Below are 12,357 nucleotides of genomic sequence, written 5' to 3' on the forward strand. Positions count from 1 at the left end.
CCGCGCAGGCCGGCGGTGCCGAACTCGAGCGGCCCGGCCATCCGGTCGGCCAGATCGGCGGCGGCCTCGGCGTCGCCGCCCATCGCCTTCGCGAGGACGCCCTGCAGCTCGGCGCGCGAGCCGTCGTCGGGGTCGTCGGCGATCCAGCGGAAGGCGGCGTCACGCAGGGTGGAATTCACTGTCACCGCGCCAGCCTACGGGCTAGGGTGGGGTGAGTGCGCTTGCTCTTCACCTCACTGGGGTCCTTCGGTCACACGTTCCCGCTGGTACCGCTGGCGATCGCCGCGCGCGACGCGGGCCACGACGTCGTTTTCGCCACTTCGGAAGACTTCCTGCCCCAACTGACGAAAGCCGGGCTCGAGACGGCCGCCGCCGGGCTCGCCATCAAGGACGCGTTCGGGCAGGCCTTCGCCGAGTCCGGGCCGCCCGGCCCGCGGCGGCCGCCCGGCGAGATCCCGCCCGAGGTGCTCGGGCCGATCGTGGCGAAGGTGTTCGGCGAGTTCATGCCGAAGCGGTTCGCCGCCGACCTGCTGCCGCTGTTCGAGCACGTCCGGCCGGACCTGGTGGTGAGCGAGGTCGGCAACTCCGGCGGCGCGCTCGCCGCGTTGAAGGCCGGGATCCCGGTGGTGGCGCACGGGTTCGGCCGCGTGTCGAGCGAAGACCCGATGGTGACGCGGATCCGCGACGCCATCCGCGAGCACGCCGCGACGCTCGGCATCGAGGTCGGCGAGGACCTGGCGTTCACCGGTCCGTTCGTCGACATCTGCCCGGAGTCCGTGCAGGAGCCCGGTTTCCTGGCGCGGGCGCACCGCGTGCCGCTGCGGCCGGTCGGCTGGAGCGAGCCGGGCGAGCTGCCCGCGGGCGTGCTGGACAAGCGGCGGCCGCTGGTCTACCTGACCCTCGGCACGGCGATGGGCCACGCGGGCGTGCTGGGCGCGGCGATCACCGGTCTGTCCGGTTTGGACGTCGACGTCCTGGTCGCCACCGGCCCGACGGTCGATCCCGCGGTACTGGGCGAGGTGCCGGAGAACGTCCGGCTGGAGGCGTGGGTCCCGCAGTCGGAGCTGCTGCCGCACGTCGACCTGGTGGTCCACCACGGCGGCAGCGGCACGACGCTCGGCGCGTTCGGCGCGGGCCTCCCGCAGCTCCTGCTGCCGCAGGGCGCGGACCAGTTCAGCAACGCGGACGCGGTCGTCGCGGCCGGCGTCGGCTCGCGGCTGCTCGGCCCGGAGGTCACGGCCGAGGCCGTCGCGTCCCAGGCCCGTCACCTGCTCACGGACACCTCGGTCCGCGACGCGACCCGCGCGCTGGCCGCCGAAGTGGCGGCAATGCCGTCCCCCGCCGACGTCGCCGCCCAGCTCCCCACCCTCGCCTGACCAAGACGCCACTTTCGGTACGAAAGTGACGCGGAGGACCGGCCTCCGGATCACTTTCGTACCGAAAGTGGCGCGTTTCGGGTCAGGCGCGGGTGATCAGGTCGCGCAGCAGGGAGCCCATCTTCGTGGCCGCCGCGCGGCCCGCTTCCAGGACTTCCTGGTGGTTCAGCGGTTCGCCGGTCATGCCCGCGGCGAGGTTCGTCACCAGCGACAGGCCGAAGACCTCGACGCCGGCCGCGCGGGCGGCGATAGCTTCCAGGACCGTCGACATGCCGACCAGGTCCGCGCCCAGCGTGCGCAGCATCCGGATCTCGGCCGGGGTCTCGAAGTGCGGCCCGGTCAGTCCCGCGTAGACGCCTTCTTCGAGCGACGGGTCGATCTCGCGCGCGATCTTCCGCAGCCGCGCCGAGTACAGGTCCGTCAGGTCGACGAAGTTCGCGCCGACGATCGGCGAGCGCGCGGTCAGGTTCAGGTGGTCGGCGATCAGCACCGGCTGACCCACCTGGAACCCTTCGCGCAGGCCGCCCGCAGCGTTCGTCAGCAGCACCGTCCGGACGCCGGCCGCCGCGGCGGTGCGCACGTTGTGCACCACCGGGTCGATGCCCTTGCCCTCGTAGAAGTGCGTCCGCCCCAGCATGACCAGGACGTTCTTGCCGCCGATCTTCAGCGAGCGGATGGTGCCGCCGTGGCCCACCGCGCCGGGCGTGGTGAAGCCGGGCAGCTCGGCGAACGGGATCTCCGTCTCGCACTCCCCGATGACGTCCGCCGCCGGGCGCCAGCCCGACCCCAGGACCACCGCGATGTCGTGCGCGGCCACGCCGGTGCGCTTGGCGATGGCGCTCGCGGCTTCGTGTTCACTCATGCCCGCGAGCGTATCCGGACGCTCCGGACCACCAGGAACGCCACCAGCCCGAACGGCGAGAGGAAGATCGTCACCACCAGGATCGGGCTGACGACCCACGGCGAGATGTCCCGCTCCCGCCCCTCGAAGTACATCCACCGCGCGATGAACAGGTCGAACGCGATGAGGTGCGCCCAGACCAGCCCGGCACCCCACGGCGTGGCGAGCAACGCCTGCAGCACGCCGAGGTCGGGCCGGAGCATCGCGCGCGCCCACTCGCCGAAGTGCGGCAGCACCAGCGCGAAGTAGCAGGCCAGCGGCAGCAGCGGCACCCACGGCGACGCCATGATCCGGGCCGTCCACCGCCACTTCGGCGCGAAGATCAGCAGTGCCCAGAACGGCGCCGCCAGCGGGAACGCCAGGTCGAAGAGGGTCATCGGACGCGCACCGCGGCCCACGAGCCCAGCCCGGCCGCCGCGACCAGTGCCGCGGCCGCGGCCAGCGTCGCCGCGTCCGGGTGGACGATCGACTGCGCCCGCAGCGCCTGCCACGTCACCAGCGCGATCAGTCCGGCGTACGCGGCGGCGCCGATCAGCACGAGCCGCGCGCGGACGACGTCGTCGCGCAGCCGCGGGAAGCGGGACGCCAGCGCCAGGAGGCCGATGGCCAGCAGCGGCAGCGCCTGCAGCGCGTGCATCCCGACGAAGTGCGGGATCCGCAGGTCGCCGCCCACCGTGCTCCAGCCGAGGACCGGCAGGCCGGGGCCGCCGTCGGCGAGCCCGACGGTGTGCGCGCCGACCATGTCCGGGTGCCCGCCGGTCCGCCACTGCGCGAGCTGCTGCGCGGACGGGCTCGTCATCAGGATGCCCAGCGAAATGCCGACCAGGGACAGCACGGCGCCGGCGCGCACGGCCCAGAAGGTCGCCCGGTCTTCCAGCTTGGTGAACATCACCAGCACGGTCAGCGCGAGCGTGGCGGCCTGCAGCCCGATGATCATCTTGCCCATGACGTTGTAGATCAGCTCGTCCTGCGGGGTCGCGATGTTGAAGTGGCTCGCCCGCCCGCGCGCGGCTTGGAATGTCAGCAGGACGTACTCGGCGGCGAAGATCAGCACCAGGAAGTCCGTCAGCCACCCCGCCGTGCGCCGGAACCGCGGCAGCAGCGAGACGAGCCAGCTCCAGGTGGCGAAGTAGAGCGCGCCGGAGACGGCGAACTTGAACGGCTTGGCCCAGATCGGCGCGCCGGCGAGCGTCCGCTGGTCGACGAGCATCGCGGCGACGCACAGCACGGCGACGGCCCCGAGCACGGCGGCGAAGACCGCGGACGGCCGGTGCCACCCGCGCGTTCTGCTCCTGGCGTCGGCAAGGATGGTCATGGTTCCCTCCCAGAATGGATAGTCAAGCTCTCCGTTATGGGAAGTTAAGCTCTCCATGCTGAGAAGTCTTCAGGGTTGCCCCGGAGACCGACCCTGGGATCGGAGCGGATGCGCATGCGGATGGCCGAACTGAGCGCCGAGTCGGGGGTGCCGGTCGCGACCGTCAAGTACTACCTGCGCGAAGGCCTGCTCCCGCCGGGGGAGCGCACCAGCCCGAACCAGGCCCGGTACTCCCCGGCGCACGTCCAGCGCCTGCGGCTGATCAAGGCGCTCACCGACGTCGGCGGCCTCCCGCTGGCCTCGGTCGGCGCCGTGCTGAGCGCGATCGACGAAGACCGGACGCCGCACGAGACGATGGGCGTCGTCCAGGAGGAACTGGCTGGCGAGCCGCCTCAGGTGTCGGAGGAAGCCGCGGAGTGGGCGTCGAAGCTGCTTCAGGAGCTGGCCCACCGGTACGGCTGGAAGTGGCACGGCGCGGAGGACCGGACGGTCGCCAACCTGATCGCGGCGCTGGCCACGGCGAAGGAGCTCGGGCACGAGAAGCTCGCCGAGCGCCTGGACGAGTACTTCGAGCTGGCGCTGCGCGTGGCGGAGCTGGACGTCGAGGTGGTGACGGGGTTGACGTCGTTCGACAAGATCATCGAGGCCGGGCTGATCGCGACGGTGCTGGGCGACCGCATCTTCACCGGGTTGCGCCACCTCGCGCAGGAGTACGTGTCGCGCGAGGTGCTGGGCCGGGCGCCCTAGTCCGAGACGCTCGACGTCGGCGGTCGCGCGTGCCGGACGGCGATGTTGTGAACGGGTCGTTCAGTGCGCTGGACGCAACGAAAGGGTCGTTCATGACATTGCTGGCGCGCGAGGTGCTGGGCCGGGCGCCCTAGTCCGAAACGCTCAACGTCGGCGCGACGCGGTCGAAAACATCCCGCCGCGTCGCGTCTTCCTGCTCGACCGGGGCCGTCACCGACAGCACCCACAGGCTGTCGCCCGCCTGTACCAGGTTCATGAACGTCACCCGCGTGACGCGGCCGTCGTCGGTGTTGCCCGGGAGCAGGCCGCTCTCCAGCGTGCGGTAGGTGAACGTGGTGCCCTTGCCGCCCGCGTCCGGGGACGGGCCGAACAGCTCGAAGCCGTCGCCGGAGTACGTCTGCTTCAGCCAGTTGACGTACTCGGTGTCGTCCGGGAACTTGCCGAAGTAGTTCGCCAGCCGCTCCACACGGATCGAGCGGCGGCCGTCCGGAGACACGTACTGGACGGCCGTGCTCGCCCCGAACTTCGTCGTGTTGTGGGGTGCGGTGAACTTCTGCCAGCCCTGCGGGACGTCGAGGCCGAACTGGCCGCCCTCGCCGGTCGCGTAGCTCGCGTCGCCGGACTGGCGGACCAGTGACGGCGGCGGGACGTCGGTGAGGCCGTTCGACGTGGGGCGCGGCTCGGCCGCCGGCGGCAGCAGCGACTGGCCGCCGACCGCCCTGGCCAGCGCGAAGCCGCCGCCCGCGGCGATGAGGAAGAGCAGGATCGCCAGCGCGACGAGCAGGGCGGTGGCCCGTGAGCCGCGGCGGGCGGGCCGGGGCGGGGCGGCGAACACCGTCGGCGCCGATCCCGTGCTCGGGGCAGGCGGGCGCAGGAACGGCAGCGGGCCGGGGTCCGTGGCGAGCTCGCTGCTCGACCCCTCGGCCTTCTTCTCGGGCAGGACGGTCTTGATGACCTGCGTGTCCGTCGCGTCCGGCTGCGCGGACGTCTTCTTCCCGTCCGGGGTGCGGAACAGCTCGGGCCCGAACAGGTCGAGCGCCGTCTTCGACTGCAGCGGGTAGAGCCGGTGGCGGACCTCGCGCAGGGTGATCCGGTCGCCGGGCTCCTTCTTCATCAGCGCGGAGATGACCTCGGCGAGCGGCCCGGCCTTCGGCTTGGGGACCTTGCCGTTGACGACCTTGCCGACGGTCTCGAGGGGGTCGCCGTCGGCGTCGTACGGCGGCGCGCCCTCGACCGCGGCGAACAGCGTGGCGCCGAGGCCCCAGAGGTCGGCGGCCGGGACGACCGCGCCGCCGGACGCGACCTCGGGCGCGATGTAGGCGGGGGAGCCGAGCATGATCCCGGTGCGGGTCATGGTCGCCTCGGAGACGTTGCGGGCGATGCCGAAGTCGGTCAGCTTGATCCGGCCGTCGCTGGCGACCAGGACGTTGCCCGGCTTGACGTCGCGGTGGGTGATGCCGGCGGCGTGCGCGGCCTCCAGCGCCGACGCCACGGCGATGCCGACCGCGGCGGCCTGCTCGACGGTCAGCGGCCCGTGGTCGCGCAGGATGTGCGCCAGGCTGCGCGAGGGCAGCAGCTCCATGACCACGAACGGCTGATCGTCCTCGCGGGCGACGTCGTGCAGGATGATCACGTTCGGGTGGGAGAGGACGGCGATCGCGCGGGCCTCGCGCAGCGTCCGCTCCCGCAGTTCGTCCGCCTGGGACGCCGGAATGCCCGGCGGCACCTTCATCTCCTTGACGGCCACCTGCCGGTGGAGGAACTCGTCGTAGGCGGACCAGACGGTGCCCATCGACCCGGAGCCGAGCACCGAACGCAGCCGGTAGCGACCGGCGACCACTCGTGTCTCTTCGCTGGAGGGGGGCACGCGCCAATTGTGTCGTACCCGCGTGACCGGCCCCTAACCTGCCCGGGGCGTCCCCCTAGCGCGACCAGACTCACAGGGCGGGCGCGGCGAGTGCCTCTACCATCACTGGGTATGACTGAAGTGGCCGGTCCGGAGTCAGTGCCGATCTCCGAACTCGACCTGGCGGCCGAGTTCCCCCAGGCGACGCGCGAGCAGTGGCAGGAGCTCGTCGCGGGTGTCCTGCGCAAGAGCGGCAGGTTGCCCGAGGATTTCGCGGGTGCGCCGGAGAGCAAGCTCGTCACGCGCACCTACGACGGGATCGAGATCCAGCCGCTGTACACGGCGGACGACGTCCCCGGCGAAACCGGCTTCCCCGGTCTGCCGCCCTACGTGCGCGGCGCGCGGCCGGAAGGCCAGGTCAGCACCGGCTGGGACGTCCGCGCCCGGTTCACCGGCGACGACGGCCGCGCGGTCAACAAGGCCGTCCTGGCCGACCTCGAAGGTGGCGTGACGTCGATCTGGCTGACCGTGCCGCCGTCCGCGCTGGCCGACGCGCTCAACGAGGTCTACCTCGACCTCGCACCGGTCGTCCTGGACGCCGGTGCCGATTTCGAAGCCGCCGCGGACGCGCTGTTCGAGCTGTTCGACGAGCGGGAGATCCCGGCCAGCGAGGCCACCGCCGTGCTGGGCGCGGACCCGATCGGGCTGGCCGCCCGCTCCGGCGTGACCGCAGATCTCGGGCCGGCCGCCGCGCTCGCCGCGCGTGCCGCCGCGAAGTACCCGAAGGTGCGCACGATCGTCGCCGACGGCCTGCCGTTCCACGAGGCGGGCGGGTCGGACGCCCAGGAGCTGGGCGCCTTGGTGGCCGCCGGGGTCGAGTACCTGCGGGCCCTGATCGACGCGGGTCTCGACGCCGAAGCCGCGGCCGGCCAGCTCGAGTTCCGCATCGCCGCGACCGCCGACCAGTTCTCCACCATCGCGAAGCTGCGGGCTGCCCGCCGGCTGTGGGCGCGCGTCGCCGAGGTGTGCGGCTTCACCTCGCCGATGCGCCAGCACGCCGTGACGTCGCCGTCGATGCTGACCCGGCGCGACCCGTGGGTGAACATGCTGCGCACGACCGTCGCCTGCTTCGGCGCGGGTGTCGGCGGCGCGGACGCGGTCACCGTGCTGCCGTTCGACGCCGCGATCGGCAAGCCCGACGCGTTCTCCGCGCGGATCGCCCGCAACACCCACGCCGTGCTGCTGGAGGAGTCCAAGCTGGCCGGCGTGGTCGACCCGGCGGGCGGCTCCTGGTACGTCGAGACGCTCACCGACGACCTCGCGCACGCGGCCTGGGCCGAGTTCACCGCCATCGAAGGCGCGGGCGGCCTGGTCGCCGAACTCGCGTCCGGCGCGCTCGCCGGCCGGCTGGCCGAGACGTGGGAGAAACGGTCGAAGCGGATCGCCACCCGCCGCGACCCGCTCACCGGCGTCAGCGAGTTCCCGAACCTGGCCGAGAAGCCGGTGACCCGGGAACCCTTCGCCACCGCGGAAGACGGCGGGCTGCCGCGCCACCGGTACGCCGAAGGCTTCGAAGCCCTGCGGGACGCTTCGGACGCGTACCTCGCTTCGCACGGCGAGCGGCCCAAGGTCTTCCTCGCCACCCTCGGCCCGGTCGCCGCGCACACCGCGCGCGCCGGGTTCGCCGCCAACCTGTTCCAGGCCGGCGGGATCGAAGCCGTCAACCCGGGCGCGACCGACGACCTGCCCGGCGCGTTCCGCGCGTCCGGCGCGAAGATCGCCTGCCTCTGCGGCACCGACGACGCCTACGCGGCACAGGCGGCCGACGTCGCCAAGGCCCTCGGCGCCGACCACGTACTACTGGCGGGCAAGGGCTCCTTCGACGGCGTGGACGGCAACGTCTTCGCCGGCTGCGACGCCCTCGACGTCCTCAACGGCCTGCACGCCAAGCTGGGAGTCACCCGATGAGCATCCCGAACTTCGCCGGACTCGACCTCGGCACGCCGTCGCCGGGCGACCGCGACGCCTGGGCCAAGGCCGTGCAGGACGCCACCGGCAAGGGCCCCGACGCCCTCGCCTGGGAGACGCCCGAAGGCATCGGCGTCAAGCCGGTCTACACGGCCGACGACCTGTCCGATGTGGACTTCCTGAGCACGTACCCCGGCGTCGCGCCTTTCCTGCGCGGGCCGTACCCGACGATGTACGTCAACCAGCCCTGGACCATCCGCCAGTACGCCGGGTTCTCCACCGCCGAGGAGTCCAACGCCTTCTACCGGCGCAACCTCGCCGCGGGCCAGAAGGGCCTCTCGGTCGCGTTCGACCTGGCCACCCACCGCGGCTACGACTCCGACCACCCGCGCGTCTCCGGCGACGTCGGAATGGCGGGCGTGGCGATCGACTCGATCTACGACATGCGCCAGCTCTTCGACGGCATCCCGCTCGACAAGATGTCGGTGTCGATGACGATGAACGGCGCGGTGCTGCCGGTGCTGGCGCTGTACGTCGTCGCGGCGGAGGAGCAGGGGGTGAAGCCGGAGCAGCTCGCGGGGACCATCCAGAACGACATCCTCAAGGAGTTCATGGTCCGCAACACCTACATCTACCCGCCGCAGCCCTCGATGCGGATCATCTCCGACATCTTCTCCTTCACTTCGCAGCACATGCCGAAGTACAACTCGATCTCCATCTCCGGCTACCACATGCAGGAAGCCGGGGCGACCGCCGACCTCGAGCTGGCCTACACCCTCGCCGACGGCGTCGAGTACATCCGCTCGGGCGTCGACGCCGGGCTGAGTGTCGACAAGTTCGCGCCGCGGCTGTCGTTCTTCTGGGCCATCGGCATGAACTTCTTCATGGAGGTCGCGAAGCTGCGCGCGGCGCGCCTGCTGTGGGCGAAGCTCGTGAAGGGCTTCGACCCGAAGTCGCAGAAGTCGCTTTCGCTGCGCACGCACTCCCAGACGTCGGGCTGGTCGCTGACCGCGCAGGACGTCTACAACAACGTCGTCCGCACCTGCGTCGAGGCGATGGCCGCGACCCAGGGGCACACGCAGTCCCTGCACACCAACGCCCTCGACGAAGCCCTCGCGCTGCCGACGGACTTCTCCGCGCGGATCGCCCGCAACACGCAGCTGCTGCTGCAGCAGGAATCCGGCACCACGCGCGTGATCGACCCGTGGGGCGGCAGCGCGTTCGTCGAGAAGCTGACCTACGACCTCGCGCGCAAGGCGTGGGGCCACATCACCGAAGTCGAGCAGGCCGGCGGCATGGCCAAGGCGATCGACGCGGGCATCCCCAAGCTGCGCATCGAAGAGGCCGCCGCGCGCACCCAGGCCCGCATCGACTCCGGGCGGCAGCCGGTGATCGGCGTCAACAAGTACCAGGTCACCGACGACGAAGAGATCGAAGTCCTCAAGGTCGACAACGCGGGCGTCCGCACGCAGCAGCTGGAGAAGCTGCGCCGGCTGCGCGAAGAGCGTGACCCGCAGGCGACCGAAGACGCGTTGCGCCGCCTCACCGAGGGCGCCGGGAACGGCGGCAACCTGCTGGAGCTGGCCATCGGCGCGGCCCGCGCGAAGGCCACCGTCGGCGAGATCTCCGACGCGCTCGAGAAGCTCTGGGGCCGCCACTCCGGGCAGATCCGGACGATTTCGGGCGTCTACCGCGAAGAGGTGGGTAAGTCGCAGAACGTCGAGCAGGCCCGTGAGCTGGTCGAGAAGTTCGCCGAGGAAGAGGGCCGCCGTCCCCGCATCCTCGTCGCGAAGATGGGCCAGGACGGCCACGACCGCGGCCAGAAGGTGATCGCCACCGGCTTCGCCGACATCGGCTTCGACGTCGACGTCGGCCCGCTGTTCTCCACCCCGGCCGAGGTCGCCCGCCAGGCGATCGAGGCGGACGTGCACGTCGTCGGCGTCTCGTCGCTGGCCGCCGGGCACCTCTCGCTGGTGCCGGCGCTGCGCCACGAGCTCGCCGAGCTGGGCCGCGAGGACATCATGGTGGTCGTCGGCGGCGTCATCCCGCCGCAGGACTACCCGGCGCTGCGCGAAGCCGGCGCGGCGGCGATCTTCGGTCCCGGCACGGTGCTCGCGGACGCGGCGATCGACCTGCTCGGCCAGCTGTCGGCGCAGGAGTCCTGACCCTTGCCGCGCAAGATCGACGTCGGCGCCTACGCCAAGGGCGTCCTCGCGGGGGACCGCGGGACGCTGTCGAAGGCCATCACGCTCGTCGAGTCGCAGCGGGAAGACCACCGGGCGCAGGCGCAGGAGCTGCTGGTCGAGCTGCTTCCGCAGTCGGGCGGCGCGCGGCGCGTCGGCATCACCGGCGTCCCCGGTGTCGGCAAGTCGACTTTCATCGACCAGCTGGGCACCGACCTGACGGCGGCCGGGCACAAGGTGGCCGTGCTCGCGGTCGACCCGTCGTCCACCCGGACCGGCGGGTCGATCCTCGGCGACAAGACGCGGATGGCGCGCCTGGCGGTCGACGAGCGGGCGTTCATCCGGCCGTCGCCGACGTCCGGCACGCTCGGCGGCGTCGCGCGGGCGACGCGCGAGACGATCGTGCTGATGGAAGCCGCGGGCTACGACACCGTCCTGGTCGAGACCGTCGGGGTGGGACAGTCCGAAGTGACCGTCGCGAACATGGTCGACTGCTTCCTGTTCCTGACCCTCGCGCGCACCGGCGACCAGCTGCAGGGCATCAAGAAGGGCGTGCTGGAACTCGCCGACGTCATCGCGGTCAACAAGGCCGACGGCGACCACGAACGGGACGCGAAGCGGGCCGCGCGGGAGCTTTCGGGCGCACTGCGGATGATCTACGGCCCGGAAGCCGCGTGGACCCCGCCCGTGCTCACCTGCAGCGGCCTGCACAACCTGCGCCTGGACGAAGTCTGGGGCGCGATCGAGCGGCACCGCGAAACACTTTCGGCGTCCGGCGAGCTGGAAGCGCGCCGCCGCCGGCAGCAGGTCGACTGGACCTGGGCCATGGTGCGCGAGCAGTTGCTCAGTCGCCTGGCGGCGCATCCGGACGTGCGAACGGTCGTTCCCGACGTCGAACGGGCGGTGCGCGCCGGTGAGCTGACAGCTACCCTCGGTGCACAGCGGATCCTCGACGCGTTCGGTCCACCGCGTGGTGGCTGACGCACCGGCGGTCCGCGGGCAGAATGCCTGGTCGTGGCGAAGGGATGACATGGCGAAACTGCGGGTTCTGGTCCTGGTCGGGGTGCTCGGTGCGGTGCTGTTCACCGCGTCGCCCGCGCTGGCCGAGCCGCTGCGTCCGGTGGCGGCGTCGGTGACCTCGGCGCACGTCGCGGTGGCGCCGGTCCTGGCGCAGACCCAGCCACCGGGCCCGGTGCTGGACCCGGCCCAGACCGACAAGGCAAACACCGAGAAGACGAAGAACAAGCTGGTCGCGGGCCTGATCGCGGTCGTGCTGCTCGGCATCGTCATCTGGGGCAGGCGGGTCCGCTCGAAGAAGGCCAAGGGCTCCTGACGCCTTCGGCTTTGCCGAACTACTGCACGCCGTTCAACGCAGATCCGCTACCGGCCATCTAGGACGGCCCTTTTCGAGGCGCGGCTTGCCGCCTGCATGGTGCACGATCGTCTGCAAATGCGTACAACAGATCGATCGGCACGAAGCGTGACCCCAGCCGCTGCGCGGGTTACCCGTGTTGCGGGAGGAGGTGCGGCGTGACGGTGCTGGACTCACGACCGGACGTTCCAGGTGACCCCCATGGGCGCATGATGACCCCTATGGAGGGGCCTGAGGCGCTCATTTCCGAAGCCGGCGTAAGCATGGCTCCCGTGGAGGACCTTGGCGCGGGCCGCGGCCCGTTCTGGCTCGACGACTGGCTGCGCGCCAACGCGACGGACGTGCTCGCCTGGCGCCGGCACATCCACGCGCACCCGGAGCTGTCGCGGCACGAGTTCGCGACCACGGAACTGGTCGTCACGCTGCTGCGCACCGTCGGGCTCAAGCCGTGGGTGCTGCCCGGCGGCACCGGCGTCGTCTGCGACATCGGCAGCGGCGAGCGGTGCGTGGCGCTGCGCGCGGACATGGACGCGCTGCCGCTCACCGAGGCGACCGACCTGCCGTACGCGTCGACGGTCGAGGGCGCGGCCCACATGTGCGGCCACGACGCCCACACGGCGATCCTGCTCGGCGCGGCCCGCGCGCTGGC

The 12,357-nt window shown here is 71.8% G+C and carries 11 protein-coding genes and 1 pseudogene; 7 read left to right on the top strand and 5 right to left on the bottom strand.

The window, feature by feature from the left end; all coding sequences use genetic code 11:
* Positions 1 to 185: pseudogene (locus tag G3I65_RS11440) on the bottom strand (phospho-sugar mutase); the annotation flags it as partial.
* Between the two features lie 30 nt (positions 186 to 215).
* Between G3I65_RS11440 and G3I65_RS11445 the strand changes: the two are divergent.
* Positions 216 to 1,376: a glycosyltransferase gene (locus G3I65_RS11445; RefSeq protein WP_160696086.1), complete on the top strand. Its 1,161-nt coding sequence runs from the start codon at positions 216 to 218 to the stop codon at positions 1,374 to 1,376.
* An 82-nt stretch (positions 1,377 to 1,458) separates the two neighbouring features.
* Here the strand turns inward: G3I65_RS11445 and G3I65_RS11450 are convergent, their stop codons facing one another.
* From G3I65_RS11450 to G3I65_RS11460, 3 genes are read right to left on the bottom strand one after another with little or no spacing between them, the layout of a single operon-like run.
* Entirely contained in the window at positions 1,459 to 2,238 is a 780-nt protein-coding gene (locus G3I65_RS11450) for a purine-nucleoside phosphorylase (RefSeq protein WP_160696087.1), read from the bottom strand.
* A complete protein-coding gene (locus G3I65_RS11455) occupies positions 2,235 to 2,654 on the bottom strand; it encodes an ABA4-like family protein (RefSeq protein ID WP_160696088.1) in 420 nt (139 codons plus the stop codon). Before G3I65_RS11455 ends, G3I65_RS11450 begins: the two co-directional genes overlap by 4 nt.
* Positions 2,651 to 3,592, bottom strand: a complete 942-nt coding sequence (locus G3I65_RS11460; RefSeq protein WP_160696089.1) for a hypothetical protein — start codon at positions 3,590 to 3,592, stop codon at positions 2,651 to 2,653. Before G3I65_RS11460 ends, G3I65_RS11455 begins: the two co-directional genes overlap by 4 nt.
* Positions 3,593 to 3,706: 114 nt before the next feature.
* On the opposite strand from G3I65_RS11460, the gene G3I65_RS11465 reads away from it, so the two are divergent.
* Entirely contained in the window at positions 3,707 to 4,339 is a 633-nt protein-coding gene (locus G3I65_RS11465; protein WP_160696090.1) for a MerR family transcriptional regulator, read from the top strand.
* 130 nt (positions 4,340 to 4,469) lie between these two features.
* Here G3I65_RS11465 and G3I65_RS11470 read toward each other — a convergent pair whose 3' ends face one another.
* Entirely contained in the window at positions 4,470 to 6,179 is a 1,710-nt protein-coding gene (locus G3I65_RS11470; RefSeq protein ID WP_160696095.1) for a serine/threonine-protein kinase, read from the bottom strand.
* A gap of 138 nt (positions 6,180 to 6,317) precedes the next feature.
* Here G3I65_RS11470 and G3I65_RS11475 point away from each other — a divergent pair, with 138 nt between their 5' ends.
* The 5 genes from G3I65_RS11475 to G3I65_RS11495 all read left to right on the top strand — a co-directional run.
* Complete coding sequence (locus G3I65_RS11475) at positions 6,318 to 8,153, top strand: methylmalonyl-CoA mutase family protein (RefSeq protein WP_166639951.1); 1,836 nt, start codon at positions 6,318 to 6,320, stop codon at positions 8,151 to 8,153.
* The gene (gene scpA / locus G3I65_RS11480; RefSeq protein WP_160696091.1) at positions 8,150 to 10,318 is read left to right on the top strand and encodes a methylmalonyl-CoA mutase; all 2,169 of its coding nucleotides are present in this window, start codon (positions 8,150 to 8,152) and stop codon (positions 10,316 to 10,318) included. Before G3I65_RS11475 ends, scpA begins: the two co-directional genes overlap by 4 nt.
* Before the next feature lie 3 nt (positions 10,319 to 10,321).
* Entirely contained in the window at positions 10,322 to 11,317 is a 996-nt protein-coding gene (meaB, locus tag G3I65_RS11485) for a methylmalonyl Co-A mutase-associated GTPase MeaB (protein WP_160696092.1), read from the top strand.
* 49 nt (positions 11,318 to 11,366) lie between these two features.
* Positions 11,367 to 11,669, top strand: coding sequence for a hypothetical protein (locus tag G3I65_RS11490; protein ID WP_160696093.1), 303 nt, complete (start codon positions 11,367 to 11,369; stop codon positions 11,667 to 11,669).
* A gap of 197 nt (positions 11,670 to 11,866) precedes the next feature.
* A partial coding sequence (locus G3I65_RS11495; RefSeq protein WP_160696094.1) for a M20/M25/M40 family metallo-hydrolase occupies positions 11,867 to 12,357 on the top strand: 491 nt, incomplete at its 3' end.

Origin of the sequence: Amycolatopsis sp. SID8362, assembly GCF_010550475.1 — a bacterium.
Taxonomy (GTDB): Bacteria; Actinomycetota; Actinomycetes; order Mycobacteriales; family Pseudonocardiaceae; genus Amycolatopsis; species Amycolatopsis eburnea.

Bases quoted from the DNA above. Each gene is read 5' to 3' on its own strand.
- G3I65_RS11475 (WP_166639951.1), top strand. From the start codon at position 6,318: ATGACTGAAGTGGCCGGTCCGGAGTCAGTGCCGATCTCCGAACTCGAC.
- G3I65_RS11450 (WP_160696087.1), bottom strand. From the start codon at position 2,238: ATGAGTGAACACGAAGCCGCGAGCGCCATCGCCAAGCGCACCGGCGTG.
- G3I65_RS11455 (WP_160696088.1), bottom strand. From the start codon at position 2,654: ATGACCCTCTTCGACCTGGCGTTCCCGCTGGCGGCGCCGTTCTGGGCA.
- G3I65_RS11465 (WP_160696090.1), top strand. From the start codon at position 3,707: ATGCGGATGGCCGAACTGAGCGCCGAGTCGGGGGTGCCGGTCGCGACC.
- G3I65_RS11490 (WP_160696093.1), top strand. From the start codon at position 11,367: ATGGCGAAACTGCGGGTTCTGGTCCTGGTCGGGGTGCTCGGTGCGGTG.
- scpA (WP_160696091.1), top strand. From the start codon at position 8,150: ATGAGCATCCCGAACTTCGCCGGACTCGACCTCGGCACGCCGTCGCCG.
- G3I65_RS11460 (WP_160696089.1), bottom strand. From the start codon at position 3,592: ATGACCATCCTTGCCGACGCCAGGAGCAGAACGCGCGGGTGGCACCGG.